Origin of the sequence: Bacillus sp. UMB0728 (genome assembly GCF_002858875.1) — a bacterium.
Taxonomy (GTDB): domain Bacteria; phylum Bacillota; class Bacilli; order Bacillales; family Cytobacillaceae; genus Bacillus_AB; species Bacillus_AB infantis.
The window spans coordinates 142,924-159,733 of the sequence record NZ_PKLA01000004.1; the positions used below are offsets into that span (position 1 = coordinate 142,924).

The following is a 16,810-nucleotide window of genomic DNA, read 5'->3' on the forward strand; positions in this document are numbered from 1 at the left end:
GCTTACTTCGACTCCTTTGCTTGGTAAATTTCATATTGTTCTTTAAGGTTACGAGGCATTTCTTCATACATGTTCTCCATGAAGTCTGTTACTTTCTGCTTCGGATAACCGTCAGCTTTCTTGATTGCTTCTTTGATATCTTCTTTAGCCTGGTCGATTACTTCATTTTCCTTTTCTTCGTTCCAGATGCCCTTGTTTTCAAGGAATTTGCGGAAACGGACTAAAGGATCCTTCTTTTCCCATTCGTTGTCAAGGTCCGTTGTACGGTAGCGAGTCGGATCATCGCCAGCCATAGTATGCGGGCCATAGCGGTATGTCATCGTTTCAATCAGAGTCGGGCCTTCGCCGTTTACTGCACGTTTGCGGGCATCGCTGACTGCTGCATATACAGCAAGGGGATCCATTCCGTCTACCTGAACTCCAGGGATACCTGCTGCGACTGCTTTTTGAGCTACAGTCTTAGCCGCTGATTGCTTTTCTACCGGAGTGGAAATCGCAAAGCGGTTGTTTTGAACAACAAAGATCGCTGGAGCCTTAAATGCCCCTGCAAAGTTAAGACCTTCGTAGAAATCACCTTGTGAAGCTCCGCCGTCGCCAGTGTATGTAATAGCTACTGAACCGGCACCGCGCTTCTTCATCCCAAGAGCCACACCTGCAGCCTGGATGATCTGAGCGCCGATGATGATTTGAGGTGAAATTGTATTCACACCTTCAGGCATCTGGTTGCCGTGGAAATGTCCGCGTGAGAACAAGAATGCCTGATACAGCGGCAGGCCGTGCCAGATCATTTGAGGAACATCGCGGTATCCCGGAAGGATGAAGTCTTCCTTCTCAAGAGCAAACTGTGAAGCAAGCTGTGAAGCTTCCTGTCCTGCTGTCGGCGCATAGAATCCAAGGCGCCCCTGTCTGTTTAGAGAGATGGAACGCTGATCAAGAATACGAGTGTATACCATGCGGCGCATCAATTCCTGAAGCTGCTCATCGCTTAATTCAGGCATTGCCGCTTCATTTACGACTTCGCCTTCTTCATTCAATATTTGAAACATTTCAAACTGCTCTTCTACCGCCTCAAGTGCTTTAGTAGCATCCAATTGTGCTTTCTTCGTTTTAGAAGCCATCTTTGTCACCCTTTCCTTTCATTAAAAAGACATTATTTTAAGAGATAAATACACAAAGCTTAGAATACCCAAAATGAATTCATCTTAGAAATCTGCTTTTGTTTTTTCCCTATTAAATTTAGCCGTACATGCAAAAAAACTGTCCGGCTCATCCTTTGACAGCTGCAAAACATAGTTTTACTTAGTTTTCCACAGATGCCTCCGGAAAAAACGTCTATTCTGATATTTCTTTACAATCATTTTCTGTATCATTGAATTATATATGTCTCACTGATACAAGCAATGAAATCACCTTACTCATTTTATTATAAGAAATCCGTTACAGTCAATTATTTAAACCTATTTTTCAAAAATTATTTCGAGTATTTTAAAAAACTGTATTAATAAGTCCTTATTAACTGTACTATAAAAAAGCAGCTTTTTAACAGGATGTGTTATAACAAGAGAAGAATTATTTAGGAAGAATTATTTCAAAAAAATACTTTGTGTCCAGCACAAAAAGTCTTTCGGCATCATCTGACCGAAAGACTTCTCGAATATTCCCCTTTTAACAGGCGTTGCCTCTATGCTTATGTTTACTCAGCAGCAACCTCTACACCAGCCTGCTTATAGAAGGATAATTTTATTTCATTATATTTTTTTGTCAGCTCATTAAATTCTTTATTATGGACCGTCAGCTGCTCATAGGATTGATTGATTTTTTCAATCTGGGCTTCCAGCTGCTCCATTGTCAGGTCTTCCTTCTTGAACAGCGAATACAGCTCTTTGTCCAGTTCAAGGCCCTTCTTATATTCACTGTATAGTTCATCATGGACGCTGTAACGGTCCATCATCACTTTGTACAGTTCCTCAGCACTTTCTTTTGCTTCCTTATCTTCAATGTCAGGGATGATATCCTCAAGAGGTGCAAATTCTTCTTTGGAGGATTCAATGCTCTCCTGCTCTTTATTCATAAGCTCTTCCCTCTTCCCCACGGCTTCAAGGGCTTCATCTGACAGCTTTTTAATTTGGTCAAATTCCTTCATGCCCAGCGCAATGATCTGATCATAAAGTTCTTTTTCCTGCTTTTCCAGTTTAACAAGCGGGTCCTGCTGCTTTTCAAACCCGTCTTCTGCTTCTGCAGTTTTCTCCAGAAGGCTGTAGGCTTTTTCACCTGGTGTCTCCTTGTTCATGCATCCCCCGAGCACAAACAAACTTAAAAATAATACAGCCAGTACTTTTTTCTTTCTGATAACGGACATCATTAAACCCCCTAAGTGGAAAATAGCTGCTGCATATAAGCTGCATATAGGTGTGGTCCAAGATTCTTCATTAATTTTATGAAAAAGCTTGTCCAACCATTTAATTAGAATTCAGCAGGATAATGCCATAAAGATACATATTCTTCATTCTTTTCATTTATGACTGGGCAGCGGCCTACACCATTTTTTCCTTCTTTCATAGGCTATAGTAAATCGTCCATAAAACTTATAAATATGTAGGGGACGATACTTTATTTCAGGGAGGTTATCCTTATGTATGGTTATGGTGGATACGGTTACGGCTGCGGCTACCCTGTAGGCGGAGCTGGCTACGGAAGAGGATTTGCTTTAATTGTCGTTCTCTTCATTCTTCTTATTATTGTAGGCTGTTCCTGCTGGAAATTCTAATACAAGCCGAAAAGGTGCTTCGACAGAGCACCTTTTCTTTATTAACTTTTTTCTTTATGTCTGTTAGACTATTGACGTACATACAGCTCCCTGAACTTTAATCAATTACCCGCCAGCACAGCAGTTAAAACATATTATAATAAATTTCTGCCGAAAAAGGCATGCACAGGAGTGGATTTTTAATGATAACAGTGGCGGATATTATCCGGGATGGCCACCCATCCCTCAGAAAAACGGCTGAAGAGGTGCCTATGCCCCCTTCTGCCGAAGATAAACAGACTCTTGCCGAAATGATGGAATATGTAAGAAACAGCCAAAATCCTGCCCTGGCTGAAAAGTATGGGCTGAGGCCTGGAATTGGGCTTGCCGCCCCGCAGATTGACTGCCTGAAGAGAATGATTGCAGTCCATGTGACTGATACAGATGGGAAACTGTACAGCTTTGCACTTTTCAACCCGAAAATCGTCAGCCATTCGGTCGAGAAAGCCTTTTTAACGTCCGGAGAAGGATGTCTCTCAGTCGATGAGCCTTTTCCCGGGTTTGTTCCGCGCTATGCAAGAATTACCCTCAAAGCCTTTGATATAGACGGCAGAGAAGTGAAACTAAGGCTGAGAGGCCTACCGGCAATCGTTTTTCAGCATGAAATCGATCATCTGAACGGAGTCATGTTCTATGACCATATCAATAAGGAAAACCCGTTTGAAATAATGAAGGATGCCCTCCCGATTGAAAGGTAATCCTAAAAGGAGAAGCAGGCCCCTTTGCCTGCTTCTTTTTTCTTATATCAAACCAAGCTTTTTCAAACCGTTCCAGATTCCGTCTTCCCCGACATCTGAGGTGATATGGTCCGCATGGCGCTTCACTTCTTCTTCAGCATTGCCCATGGCAACCCCCGTGCCGACGGCCTGGAGCATTTCAATGTCATTCAAGCCATCTCCGAATGCATACACATCCTCAATTGCAAAGCCGAGACGGCTGATCATTTTCTTTATGCCCTCCGCTTTTGAGCCCCCGGCAGGAAGGACATCGACGGAATGGGGATGCCATCTGATGAAATGGAATTTCCCGTATCCTTCGCGATACTCCTGTTCGAGACTGTCATCCATAAAAATAAGGGACTGGTAGATTTCCCGCCCATTATAAAAGCTTTCATCTTTCTCAGGATGCGGGAACTTAAGTGTGCCAAGGCTTTCCTCAATATGGGGATGGTGCGGCACACTTGATTTCATGGTTGATTCGTTCATAAAAACGAGCGGATGCCCATTCCTTTTTCCATGTTCTAAAAGCCTTTCCAGCTCTTTTGTGTCCAAAGGATTGGCATAGATCGGTTCATTCTCGAACACCACGTACTGGCCATTAAAGCTGACATAAGAATCAATGCCCAGCTCTTCCCGGAGACTTTCATACATGAAAGGAGCACGGCCGGTCGCGATTGCCGTAAATACCCCCTTTTCCTGAAGGAGCCTGATTGCTTCCTTCGTTTTTACCGGAAGGTTTTTGCCGTGGTCCAGCAGTGTTCCATCAATATCAAAAAAAACAATTTTCTTCATTTTTTACTTCCTTTCCATTTGCACGGACTGCATTCTTAAGCAGCCAGATCTTGTTTCTTTTCCCTCTTGACTTTATAGGAGGAAATATATATTCCCAGAAAGATGACAGCCAGGCCAACAGCCATCCCTGGCTTAATATGCTCGCCAAGGAGAAAGTACCCCCATGCGATTGCCGATACGGGGACGATATAGGTGACGAGGGAGGCAAACTCCGGGCTTCCCTTCTGTACAAGGAAATAGTATAGCAGATAGGCTGCGCCCGAGCCCAGGGCGCCGAGTATAACTAGAGAACCGAGTCTTTCCGGCGCAAAAAGAAGCGGGATGCTGGAAGGAGATGCAATCCCGGTATACAGGCCGCTTGCCAGGGCGGCTGATGTAAGCGTAAAAAGGGAAATCTGAAGGACGGAAACACCTTCGAGATACTTTTTGGACAGATGGGTCCCTAATCCATAGCAGAATGCTGCCATAGACATGAATACGATTCCTGCGGTATTCCCCTCTGCCAAATCCCCGGTCCGGAAACCGCTGAGAATAAAAATACCGAAGAATCCGATCATAATACCGGCCCACTGGCTTTTTCGGAGCTTTGAACCGAAGAAAAGCCACCCAATGATGATCGTCCAGATCGGTGTAGTGGCATTAATGACAGAGGCCATACTCGATGAAATGGCCGTCTCGCTTTTAGAAATAAAATACCAGGGAAGTGCATTATTGATGAGCCCGACCAGGATCAGCAACCTGAAAGGCAGGCGTTTCCACTGAATCTTTTCTCTTTTAATAAAGCTGATCCCCCACAATGCTGCTGCACCAAATAGGCATCTGCCGAAGACAACCGCCTCAGGGCCCAGATCATGGAGCAGAATTTTAATAAAAAGGAATGATGTGCCCCAAATCAGACTTAGAGCGATCAGCGCACTATAAAGCTTACCCATTTTTCCACTCTTCTTTCCAAGATAACTTTCACTCTGTTAAAAGCTAACCCTTGAAATGCTAAATGTCAATCCAGCATATTTAACATTATTCCATCATTATCCATGAGATTTTTGGCCTTTTCATCATATAATAGAAGAAAAGGCGGCTTTCTTAATGCCCCCCCAAAAAAACGGTTGTGTTCAGCAGCAGTAATTGTAATCCTTTACATTGGACAAGGTTGGGTTAAAATAGGAAGTAAGGAGATGATCCACTATGTTAAAGAAGCTGCGCAAAAAGCTCCTGAAACAGTGGAAAGACATGCTTCGCAAAAAATCGATCGCATAACCCCAGAGCCCTTCAAACTTGCGAAGGGCTCCTTCTTTAAGGTAAATTGTATAAAGGTTACATAGAAATGCGGAAGTGGCTTGCCCAGAGCCGACAAGCATAAGACGCGCAAGAATAAAAGGCGTTCTTTGCCTTTAATTCTTGGGTGGCTTATGACTCGAGGCTCTAGCCACTGGAGCTGGACAATGGGAAATGCGGAAAAGCCTTGGTCGCAAAGGAATGCAGACTAAGAACGCCACGTCCTGTGGTAACGTCTGCATGACCCACATCCTGTGGGCCCAGCATAAGACGCCGCAGAATAAAAGGCTTTCTTTGCCTTTAATTCTGGCGTGGCTTATGACTCGAGGCTCTAGCCGCCGGAGCCGGACAATGAAAATGCGGAAAAGCCTCTCCACGGACCTCTGAAGATAACACGCCAGGGCGGTGGACAGTGTAAATCAACAAACTGAAAATTCCTTTTTGGGGCGTTCGTTATCCCCCGGAAATATAAGGAAAAACTGTGCTTTATGTTCTTTTAAAAGAAAAAACATGAAAAACATGTTATTTTTTTATATAATAGAAAAAGTTATATCGGATTAAGGAGCGATTTATGATGATTTTTAAAGTTTATTACCAGGAATCCATTAAAGAAGTCCCAGTGAGGGAAAAAACGAAAACCGTTTATGTTGATGGAGATTCCCCGAAAGATGTACGTACGAAGCTGGCGGACAAACACTATAACATTGAACTCGTAGTCCCTGTTGAAGGCGATTACCTGGAATATGAAAAAAGAAACGAAGACTTTAAAGTATTGGAGATCTGATAATTTATGAAATTTGTCAAGAACGATCAAACAGCTGTATTTGCCCTTGGAGGACTTGGGGAAATCGGCAAAAACACTTATGCAGTCCAGTTCCAGGATGAAATCATCCTGATCGATGCTGGCATTAAATTCCCTGAGGATGAGCTTCTGGGAATTGATTATGTAATCCCTGATTATACGTATTTAGTTAAAAACGAAGACAAAATCAAAGGCCTCTTCATTACGCACGGACATGAAGACCATATCGGCGGCATTCCTTATCTATTAAGACAGGTGAATATTCCTGTGTACGGCGGTAAGCTCGCCCTTGGCCTTCTTCGCAATAAGCTGGAAGAGCATGGCCTTTTGAGAAAGACAAGAATGATTGAAATCAAGGAAGATGATATTATCAAATTCCGAAAAACTTCTGTCACTTTCTTCCGGACTACACACAGCATCCCTGATTCATATGGGGTCGTAGTGAAAACTCCGCCGGGGCAGGTAGTCCATACCGGGGATTTCAAGTTTGACTTCACTCCTGTCGGGGAGCCTGCGAACCTTACAAAAATGGCAGAGATCGGCAAGGATGGTGTCCTATGCCTCCTTTCTGACAGCACCAACAGTGAAATTCCTAATTTCACTATGTCTGAACGCCGTGTAGGAGAAAGCATTCATGACATTTTCCGCAAAGTGGATGGACGGATTATTTTTGCAACATTCGCTTCTAATATCCATCGCCTTCAGCAGGTTATCGAGGCTGCTGTGACCAATGGCAGAAAAGTGGCTGTTTTTGGCCGGAGCATGGAAGCTGCGATCAACATCGGGCGGGAGCTTGGCTATATAAGCGCTCCTAAGGATGTATTCATAGACGCACAGCAGATCAACAGGCTCCCAGCCAACCAGGTTACCATCCTTTGCACAGGAAGCCAGGGAGAGCCTATGGCAGCCCTATCACGGATTGCCAATGGAACACACCGCCAGATCCAGATCAACCCAGGTGATACAGTAGTGTTCTCATCTTCTCCTATTCCGGGAAATACGATCAGTGTCAGCAGAACAATCAACATGCTGTCCCGTGCAGGTGCAGAAGTCATTCACGGTCCGCTGAACGACATCCATACTTCCGGGCATGGCGGCCAGCAGGAGCAAAAACTGATGCTTCGACTGATCAAGCCGAAATTCTTCATGCCGATCCACGGCGAGTACAGAATGCAGAAAATGCACTCTAAACTTGCGATAGATTGCGGCATTCCTGAAGAAAACTGCTTTATAATGGACAATGGAGAAGTTCTGGCCCTGAGCGAGGATACCGCTCAGGTGGCAGGAAAGATTCCTTCAGGTTCTGTATATATCGACGGAAGCGGTGTGGGTGACATCGGAAATATCGTCCTCAGAGACCGCAGGATCCTTTCTGAGGAAGGTCTGGTCGTTGTCGTAGTCAGCATCAACATGAAAGACTTTAAGATTTCCGCAGGTCCTGATATCATTTCCCGCGGCTTCGTCTACATGCGTGAATCAGGCGACTTGATCAGCGATGCCCAATCCTTGATCTCTAAGCATCTGAACAAGGTCATGGAAAGAAAAACGACACAGTGGTCTGAAATTAAAAATGAAATTACTGACACACTATCACCTTTCCTTTATGAAAAAACAAAGCGCCGTCCAATGATCCTTCCGATCATTATGGAAGTGTAATAAACCATATTAAAAAGCACTCACAAATATTTGTGAGTGCTTTTTCCATTTTACAAGCAGTCAATGGACATCTGCCGTTTTCGCAGGTCCTGCCGGGGCTTGGGTTAAGCCATCAGCTTCTTCTCAAAGCGGTTGATATCAACATCTGCTCCAATAACGATGAGGATATCATCTTCCCGTATCACTTCATTTGCCTGCGGGGATACGATGATTTCATTTTTTCTTTTAATCGCAACAATATTGATGCCATAATTGGCACGGACATCCAAATCGATAATCGAATTTCCGCCAAGCTTATCGCTGGCCACAATCTCCACGATGCTGTGTTCATCTGAAAGTTCAAGATAATCCAGTACATTGTTGGAGACAATATTATGGGCAATTCTTCTGCCCATATCCCTTTCAGGATGGACAACATGGTCTGCTCCAATTTTGCGCAGGACTTTCTCATGATAATCATTTTGCGCTTTTACAGTAATCTTGTTCACACCGATTTCCTTTAGAATCAACGTTGTAAGGATGCTGGCCTGGATATTGTCACCAATGGCGACAATGACATGATCGAAATTCCTGATGCCCAGACTTTTAAGAACATTTTCATCGGTGGTATCCCCGACAACGGCATGAGATGCAATCAGTGCAAATTCGTTCACCCTGTCCTCATCATTGTCGATTGCCATTACCTCCATGCCCTCTTCTGCGAGCGCCCTGCAAATACTTCCTCCAAACCGTCCTAAACCTATTACGGCAAATTCTTTTTTCACGGATATTCCTCCAGCAGTTTCAAAGTTCGTCTCTATTTTATCATAGCTTAACTCTTAGTAGCATTCACTTTTCACCCTTAACATAATCGGCATTAAACAGGAACAGCCTCATCAAGAGGATCAATGACGGGATGAGGAGCAGCAGCCCTGCTATAAATGCCGCAACCAGCGCCATCCCCATTTCAGGATTTGTATAACCTGAATAGATCGTTATGAACGGGTCAAGGATGTAAGGGAGATGGGAAGCGCCATATCCGAAAAAGGCAAAAAAGAATTGAAGCATAACCAGGATAAAACTGGTCCCAAATCTCTTTTTCTTATAAACCATCAGCATAGCGGCCAGAAAACAGAGAAGCGATAAGCCAAACATCCACCAAATCTCTAAAGCATTATTGAAATGGCGCTCATTATGCTCCCTTAATGAAGCAAAGACAAGGAAGCTGGCAAGAATGGTTGGCGGACTCCAGAACAGGGCAAACGTCCTCAGCAGATCCCTTGCTGGAGTGTCTCCAGCCCTGTCTGCATAATAAGTAAGAAATACAGCACTGATAAAGAGCACCGATACAATGGCAAGAATCACCACAGACCAGGAATAAGGGGAGCTTACAAGCTCTCCAGCAAGGAAAATGACCTTATTTCCCTGTTCTTCAATAAATCCCCCTTCAGAAATCGTCAATGCCGTCGACAGTGCTGCGGGTATCAGCAGGCCCGTTGCGCCATAAAGAAACAGATAAAACGAATTGTCCTTTGAGCCATAATTCCCGAATGCATAGAATGATCCTCTAATGGCAAGGAGGATCAGGGCAATGCTTCCGGGTATCAGCAAAGCAGTTCCATAATAATAGGCTGCATCCGGAAAAAAGCCGACCAGCCCGACAAAGAAGAAAACAAAAAAGACATTGGTCACTTCCCATACAGGAGATAGATATCTGCTGATAATGTGGCTGATCACATGCTCCTTCCCTGTGACCCGTCCATAATAAGCAAAAAAACCGGCTCCAAAATCGATTGATGCCACAATAACATATCCATAGAGAAATACCCAGAGAACCGTTATGCCAAGGATTTCAATGCTCATGTCTCCCACCCCTTCCCAGTTTATTGGCCTATGCCCGGAGAGTCCGGGAAACGGTCATTAAATTCGGCTTGTGCCGGCTTATTTCTGAACATTTTAAGCAGCACAGTGACTGTGATGATCCCCAATACAATGTACAAAGCTAAAAACATCAAGAAGGTCACGCCCACATTATCTGCCTGTGTAGCCCCCTCCGCCACCTTCATATAGCCTCTTAATATCCAGGGCTGTCTGCCGACCTCGGCATAGATCCAGCCGAATTCGATTGCGAGCATGGATAGAGGCCCTGAGCAGACAATGAGGAACAGCAGCCACTTTTTCAAAGGGTTAGCCTTTTTCCAATATGACAGAAAGACAAACAGCGCAGAAATGCCGAGAGCAAAGAAGCCGATTGAAACCATCGAATCAAACAGATAGTGGATCCATAGCGGAGGCCGCTCATCTTCCGGAAATTCATTCAGGCCAATCACTTCTGTATCAAAGGAGCTGCCTGCAAGGAAGCTCAGTGCATTTGGTATACGGATTTCATTCCTTATTTCATTGTTTTCATCAATCGTCCCAAAGACGATCAGATCAGCGCCTTTTTCTGTTTCGAAATGCCATTCAGCTGCAGCCAATTTTTCCGGCTGCTCTTTTGCAAGGAATTTTGCTGAAATATCACCTGCAATGGCAGTTGCCAGAGAAAAAAGCAGACCGCAAATCATTGTAAGCTTCAGTGCTTTCCGGTGATATTCAGACCCCCTGCCCCTCAGAATGGCAAAGGCAGCGAGGCTCGCCAGTATGAAAGCAGCTGTCATATATGACGATGTAAGGACATGCAGCACCTTTGACGGGGTTGCCGGATTGAACATAGCAGCGAGCGGGTCAATCTCCGTGATGGTCCTGCCTTCAAGCTTGAATCCCTGCGGAGTATTCATAAATGCATTAACCGTAGTAATGAAAAATGCAGAAGCAGAAGAGCCGATGATGACGGGTATTGAAAGCAGCCAATGATGAAGCGGCTTTTTGAACCGGTCCCATGTATAAAGGTAGATGCCCAGGAAGATGGCTTCAAAAAAGAAAGCAAAAGTTTCCATGAAGAGCGGCAGGCTGATTACATGGCCTGCAATCTGCATAAAGCTCGGCCATAAAAGAGAAAGCTGTAAGCCGATGCAGGTCCCGGTTACTACCCCGACCGCCACTGTGATGGTGAAGCCCCTTGCCCATCTGCGTGCCAGGAGGATATAATGATCATCCTTTTTCCTGATCCCAATGAATTCAGCTGCTGATATCAGCACAGGCACACCAACGCCGATGGTGGCAAAAATAATATGAAAAGCAAGAGTTAAAGAAGTGAGCATCCTGCTCAATGTGACACTATCCAATTCCATCTTCCAGCCTCCAGACATCTATATTTTCATTTTTTGCTTCTTTGGCTCCATAAGAGCATTTTCATTCCGTATGTATGTCCATTATCCTGAGCTGCTTCAGACTGTCTTTTACCCTAATTCATATGGATGCAATCTTATTCAAATGTAAAGAAAGCCTGAAAATATCCCAGCCGCTTGTGCAAATTCAAAAGAAAAAGCCGGAATGTACCACATTCCGGCGTCTTTCGGTCATGAATCCTTTTTCTGTCTATATTTCCTGTAAGTTATATAGCAAATGACCCCAATAACTCCAAGGAGCATAAGCACAGGAAGGTTCCCGGCTACGAACACAAACAGCCCGGAAAATGCAGAAAGCAGGAAGCTAAGACTTTCTGTAAACTGCTCTTTCGTTCTCTCCCACGTTTTCAAATCGGTTTTATCGATTGAAGGGGTCTGATCCTCATAGAGGCTGACCGTTACAGTCGAAAAATCAGTCTGGTTCTTCAAATAGTTGATTCTTCCGGCCAGCTGTTCGATTTCCTCTTGAATTCCGGCAAGGTCCTGTGAAATCTTTAGCAGATCTTCAGTTTTTTCAGCCTTTTCCATAAAAGAGATCAGCCGCTCTTCAACAACTCTCTTGGACCGCAGGCGGGACTCCAAATCCACATATTCTTCTGTCACGTCCTGGCCGCTTACATGTCTGTTATCCACTTTAGAGGCTGTACCTTCAGCATCGTTCAAGAATTGATTAAAGTTCTTCTGGGGGATTCTGATCACCAGTGTACCGCTAAGCTGCCTCTCATCATCCCGATAACTGCTGGATTCCACAATGAACCCGCCGTATTGGGCCGCTTTTGACTCGAGTGCTGTTTGTGCTTTCATGAAGTCCTTTACCCTAAGATCCAATTCTGCGTTGTAAATAACCATCCTATCAGCCGCTGTACTCTGATCCGCCTCCTTTGCTTCGTTCCCGCCGCTGCTTATCTCTGACCCAGCATCCTGTTCAGCTGACTCAGCGGCAGACTCAGCTTTTTCATATGAACTCTCAGATTTGCCAGCTGAATCGGAAGCTTGTTCACTTTTGCTTTCTCCGCTGCTGCAGCCGAAGAGAATCATCGAGCTCAAACATATGAATAGCACCACTTTCCACTTCATAACATATCCCCCTTAAAATCGGCTCTTTTATTAGCAGACGCAAAGATTGCAGAAAAGTTACATTTTCATGAAGATTATTACAAATAACACAAAAAGCCACCAAATGGTGACTTTTTTTCAAATGAATATAAAGCGAATTATGCAGGCGTTGCCACAGGACGCGGCGTTCTTAGTCTGCGTTCCTAAGTGATCAAGGCTTTTCCGCATTTCTACCTGTCCAGCTCCGGCGGCTAGAGCCTCGAGTCATAAGCCACGCCAGAATTAAAGGCAAAGAACGCCTTTTATTCTGCCGCATCTTATGCTTGTCGGCTCTGGGCAAGCCGCCTCCGCTTTTCTTTCTGTCCAGCTCCAAAGCCTAGCCCCTCGAGTCATAAGCCAATCAGGCCAGAAGGTTAAAGAACAACCTTCCGTCCTGCTCGTCTTATGCTTGAGGCCCGCAGGACGCGGGTCATGCAGACGTGGCCACAGGACGTGGCGTTCTTAGTCTGCGTTCCTAAGTGATCAAAGCTTTTCCGCATTTCTAATCTGTCCAGCTCCGGCGGCTAGAGCCTCGAGTCATAAGCCACGCCAGAATTAAAGGCAAAGAACGCCTTTTATTCTGCCGCATCTTATGCTTGTCGGCTCTGGGCAAGCCGCCTCCGCTTTTCTTTCTGTCCAGCTCCAAAGCCTAGCCCCTCGAGTCATAAGCCAATCAGGCCAGAAGGTTAAAGAACAACCTTCCGACCTGCTCGTCTTATGCTTGTCGGGGCTGATCGAGGCTTTTCCGCATTTCTATATAGCATCCAGCATTGTAAATTGTGCTTTTACCAGCTGGAAGTATTGGCCTTTTTTGTCCATCAGTTCTTCGTGGCTTCCTTCTTCAAGGATGCTGCCATGGTCCAGTACGAAGATTTTGTCAGCATCGCGTATGGTTGACAATCTGTGGGCAATGATGATGGCTGTCCTTCCCTTTAAAAGGGTTTTAAGGGCTTCCTGTATCCTCATTTCGGTTTCGGTATCAATGCTGGCAGTTGCTTCATCAAGAATCAGGATGCGCGGATCGGCGAGCAGTGCCCTTGCAAAGGATAGAAGCTGCCTTTCTCCGACTGAGAGAATATTTCCCCTTTCCTCAACTTCTGTCTCATAGCCTTTAGGGAGATTGCGGATGAAATCAGCTGCTCCGACTGCCTCGGCCGCACGGATTACTTCTTCCTCAGAGGCATCCGGCCTGCCGAAGCGGATATTTTCTGCAATTGTACCGGAAAAAATAAAAGTATCCTGCAGCACTACGCTGATTTTAGCCCGCAGGCTCTTTAATGAAACATCCCTTAAATTATGACCGTCAATCAAAACCGCTCCTTCGGTAGGATCATAAAAACGGCTGATCAGATTCGCAATGGTTGTTTTTCCTGACCCGGTATGGCCGACCAGGGCAGCAGTCTGGCCTGCTTTTATTTCCAGATTGATCCTGTTTAATGCCGTTCTCTTGGAATCATAGGAGAACTCTGCATCCTTAAATTGAATCTGGCCCTTCATATCATCCAGGACAATCGCATTTTCAGATTCTGACACGATCGGTTTTTCATCAAGGAATTCGAAGATCCGCTCAGATGAGGCCATACCCATCAGAAGCTGGTTATAGACCATACCCAGCCTTGAAATCGGCTCCCAGAACATTCCCAGATAAAAAGCAAAAGATACGAACACACCGATGGTGATGCTGCCGTTCTGTATCAAGTGGGCTCCATACCAGATCAGTGCTGCAGTACCGAAAGCATTGGTCAATTCTACAAGCGGCCTGAACATGGCATTTTTTTGTGAAGCCTGCCTCCAGCTTTCGAAATTCTCGTTGTTCACACCATCAAAAAACATCATATTTTCTTTTTCCTGTGTAAACGCCTGGGTAACCCTGATCCCCTGCAGACTCTCATTCAAATGGGAGTTGAGCTTTGACTGCTTCAGCCTTACCGTCTGCCAGGACCTCCTGATATTCCTGCGCAGGCTCGTCGAGATAAAAAACATGATCGGCAGAATGACCATAATGGCCAATGTCAGCTGCGGGCTTAACGTGAACAGGATGACAAAAATGCCGCAAAGCAATATAAGGTCCATCAGCAGGTTAATGACACCGTTTGTAAACAGTTCCTGCAGGGAGTTGATATCATTCATGATCCTCACAAGGATGGATCCTGCAGACCGCTGATCAAAGAAACGGTGTGACAGGGTCTGGACATGGGCGAATAAATGCTTCCTTAAATCATAGATGACATTCTGGCCAAGGGCATTCATCCATTTGATCCTGAAAATATTAGCTATATAAGAACTCGTATATAAGGCAGCAATGATAATGACGAGGGTAGTGAGCAGCCCTGTGTCTTTGTCCTTCAGCGCCTTATCAAGTGTATAAACCCCGATCATAATCGGGATGATCAATCTAACTGCAGTCGTGATCAATACCATAAGGATCGACAAAGGGAGCAGCTTCTTGCGGTACGGCTTCATATAGCTGAACAGCCGGAACATCTGCTTCCAGTTAAACGGTTTTTCAATGACATCATCTGTTGAGTAATGGAATCTTTTCAATACTGTTTCTTTTGCTGTCTCCTTCAAGCTCACCCCTCCTTAGCTTATTTGAGATTGGAGGACCTTTTGATGGTCCTTGTATTGAATATCGTAAATCCGCTGATATGGACCGTTATTCTTCAGCAGATCTTCATGCCGGCCCCTTTCAGCAATGCGGCCGTCTTTAAAAACAAGGATTTCATCAGCATGCTTCAAGGAAGAAATCCTGTGAGCGATAATGAAGGTCGTCCGCCCCTTCATGACTTCCTTTAGTGCCTGCTGGATATTAAATTCTGTCGTCATATCCACTGCAGAGGTAGCATCGTCCAGGATAAGGATGCCGGGGTCTGTGCAGATCGCCCTGGCTATTGCAATCCTCTGTTTCTGGCCGCCGGACAGGCCCATTCCTCTTTCCCCGAGCATGGTATCATACCCTTCAGGCAGTTCCATGATGAATTCATGCGCCTGTGCCCGTTTAGCAGCATCCATGATTTCTTCTATGGAAGCTTCAGGTCTTCCATAAGAAATATTTGCTTTAATGGATGAAGAAAACAGGAAAGATTCCTGAAGGACAAAGCCTATTCCGCTTCTCAGCGCTTCAAGTGAATAGTCCCTGACATTTCTTCCATCAATCAGCACTTCCCCTGAAGATGCTTCGTAAAAGCGCGTCATCAGCTGGGTTACGCTTGTTTTGCCTGAACCGGTTGCACCGATGAGCCCGATTGTCTTGCCAGGATGCGCCTTGAATGAAACGTCATGGAGCGCCTCTTTATCTTCCTTTGTGTACTGTAAGGATACAGACTTGAAGTCTACCTCCCCATGGATCCTGTCGGGTTCGGCAGCATGGTCAGTCTCTTTGATTTCATTTTCTGCTTCCAGTATCTCCAGCAGCCTCTCGCCCGAAGCCTTGGCCTGGGAAAATAGATTGATGACAAATCCGAGGTTCATAATCGGCCACATTATATACCATACAAGACTGTAGAATGCTACAAGCTCCCCTGGCTGCAGGGATCCGTCTATTACGAGATACCCGCCATAAGAAAGCAGGAGAACGACACTGAGATTTCCCAGGAACTCCATAAGCGGGAAATATTTTGCCCAGATATCGGAGGTGAATAAATAATTGTCTTTATAGTCCTCATTGGACCGGTTGAACTTCCCTATTTCAAAGTCTTCCCTTGAAAGGGATTTCACCGTATTGATGCCGCTGATATTTTCCTGCACCTTTGTATTCAGCTTTCCGAACGACTTCCTGATGCCCCTGAAGGCAGGATGGACAGCTTTATCAAATTTAAAGGTTACCACAGCAAGAAACGGCAGGGTTGCAAGTGTCACTAAGGTAAGCGGCACTGAGTAATAAAACATAACAGAGAAACTGATGCCGATAAGCAGGATGAAACGGATCAGCTCTGAAAATCCGAAGGACAGGAAAAACCTGAACCCCTCGACATCTGCTGTCAGCCTTGACATGATATCCCCTGTTTTTGCATTATCGTAATACTTGAATGGAAGGAACTGCAGTTTTTCATACAGTGAGTTTCTCAGTTTATATACGGATGTGATGCCAAATAGATCTCCAGTATATTGATGAATATAAGTTGCAATTCCTTTAACGAACATGATGCCGATGAAGCCGAAAGCTAAATAGGGAATCCATTCATATTTCCCTCCCAGCACCACCTCATCAATGGTCAGCTGAAGAATCATCGGATAAACCACCGTAATGCCTGTCACAGCCAGCAGGAATACCATCGACCAAATAAAATATTTCTTATAGGGCCAGTAATATTCCTTAAGTTTCTTAAATATTTCCAATTCCATTTCCCCCTCTCTCGTTGTTAAGAATTGAAAAATAAAAGACCGTAATACTAAATAT

At 44.9% G+C, this 16,810-nt stretch carries 14 protein-coding genes; 4 read left to right on the top strand and 10 right to left on the bottom strand.

All coding sequences use genetic code 11. The features are described 5' to 3' along the window. Window positions 1-2 precede the first annotated feature (2 nt). Both pdhA and CYJ37_RS16580 read right to left on the bottom strand, forming a co-directional pair. Window positions 3-1,118 (bottom strand): pyruvate dehydrogenase (acetyl-transferring) E1 component subunit alpha, encoded by a 1,116-nt coding sequence (gene pdhA / locus CYJ37_RS16575; protein WP_009791090.1) that lies wholly within the window; start codon window positions 1,116-1,118, stop codon window positions 3-5. 575 nt (window positions 1,119-1,693) lie between these two features. Then, complete coding sequence (locus CYJ37_RS16580; protein WP_248137314.1) at window positions 1,694-2,359, bottom strand: YkyA family protein; 666 nt, start codon at window positions 2,357-2,359, stop codon at window positions 1,694-1,696. Between the two features lie 273 nt (window positions 2,360-2,632). Here CYJ37_RS16580 and CYJ37_RS16585 point away from each other — a divergent pair, with 273 nt between their 5' ends. Then, window positions 2,633-2,767 (top strand): YjcZ family sporulation protein, encoded by a 135-nt coding sequence (locus CYJ37_RS16585; RefSeq protein ID WP_009791087.1) that lies wholly within the window; start codon window positions 2,633-2,635, stop codon window positions 2,765-2,767. 182 nt (window positions 2,768-2,949) lie between these two features. Next, window positions 2,950-3,504: a peptide deformylase gene (gene def / locus CYJ37_RS16590; RefSeq protein ID WP_009791086.1), complete on the top strand. Its 555-nt coding sequence runs from the start codon at window positions 2,950-2,952 to the stop codon at window positions 3,502-3,504. Between the two features lie 42 nt (window positions 3,505-3,546). Here def and CYJ37_RS16595 read toward each other — a convergent pair whose 3' ends face one another. Together CYJ37_RS16595 and CYJ37_RS16600 are read right to left on the bottom strand one after the other, a co-directional pair. Continuing rightward, the gene (locus tag CYJ37_RS16595) at window positions 3,547-4,317 is read right to left on the bottom strand and encodes a Cof-type HAD-IIB family hydrolase (RefSeq protein WP_009791085.1); all 771 of its coding nucleotides are present in this window, start codon (window positions 4,315-4,317) and stop codon (window positions 3,547-3,549) included. Between the two features lie 35 nt (window positions 4,318-4,352). Continuing rightward, window positions 4,353-5,249, bottom strand: coding sequence for a DMT family transporter (locus CYJ37_RS16600; RefSeq protein ID WP_101550710.1), 897 nt, complete (start codon window positions 5,247-5,249; stop codon window positions 4,353-4,355). Between the two features lie 917 nt (window positions 5,250-6,166). Between CYJ37_RS16600 and CYJ37_RS16605 the strand changes: the two genes are divergently transcribed. Together CYJ37_RS16605 and rnjA are read left to right on the top strand one after the other, a co-directional pair. Next, the gene (locus CYJ37_RS16605) at window positions 6,167-6,376 is read left to right on the top strand and encodes a DNA-dependent RNA polymerase subunit epsilon (RefSeq protein ID WP_022543669.1); all 210 of its coding nucleotides are present in this window, start codon (window positions 6,167-6,169) and stop codon (window positions 6,374-6,376) included. Between the two features lie 6 nt (window positions 6,377-6,382). After that, window positions 6,383-8,050 (top strand): ribonuclease J1, encoded by a 1,668-nt coding sequence (gene rnjA, locus CYJ37_RS16610; RefSeq protein ID WP_009794332.1) that lies wholly within the window; start codon window positions 6,383-6,385, stop codon window positions 8,048-8,050. A gap of 104 nt (window positions 8,051-8,154) precedes the next feature. Here the strand turns inward: rnjA and CYJ37_RS16615 are convergent, their stop codons facing one another. The 6 genes from CYJ37_RS16615 to CYJ37_RS16640 all read right to left on the bottom strand — a co-directional run bounded on the left by CYJ37_RS16615 (window position 8,155) and on the right by CYJ37_RS16640 (window position 16,749). Beyond that, window positions 8,155-8,814 (bottom strand): potassium channel family protein, encoded by a 660-nt coding sequence (locus CYJ37_RS16615; protein ID WP_022543668.1) that lies wholly within the window; start codon window positions 8,812-8,814, stop codon window positions 8,155-8,157. Between the two features lie 64 nt (window positions 8,815-8,878). Then, complete coding sequence (locus tag CYJ37_RS16620) at window positions 8,879-9,892, bottom strand: cytochrome d ubiquinol oxidase subunit II (protein WP_101550712.1); 1,014 nt, start codon at window positions 9,890-9,892, stop codon at window positions 8,879-8,881. Between the two features lie 20 nt (window positions 9,893-9,912). Further along, window positions 9,913-11,259 carry a cytochrome ubiquinol oxidase subunit I gene (locus tag CYJ37_RS16625; protein WP_101550714.1) on the bottom strand — a complete coding sequence of 449 codons (1,347 nt, stop codon included), beginning with the start codon at window positions 11,257-11,259 and terminating at the stop codon, window positions 9,913-9,915. 228 nt (window positions 11,260-11,487) lie between these two features. Further along, entirely contained in the window at window positions 11,488-12,393 is a 906-nt protein-coding gene (locus tag CYJ37_RS16630; RefSeq protein ID WP_257964241.1) for a DUF4349 domain-containing protein, read from the bottom strand. Window positions 12,394-13,164: 771 nt separating this feature from the next. Beyond that, window positions 13,165-14,982: an ABC transporter ATP-binding protein gene (locus CYJ37_RS16635; protein ID WP_180827371.1), complete on the bottom strand. Its 1,818-nt coding sequence runs from the start codon at window positions 14,980-14,982 to the stop codon at window positions 13,165-13,167. Window positions 14,983-14,994: 12 nt separating this feature from the next. Next, window positions 14,995-16,749 (bottom strand): ABC transporter ATP-binding protein, encoded by a 1,755-nt coding sequence (locus CYJ37_RS16640; RefSeq protein ID WP_022543664.1) that lies wholly within the window; start codon window positions 16,747-16,749, stop codon window positions 14,995-14,997. Between the last annotated feature and the right edge of the window lie 61 nt (window positions 16,750-16,810).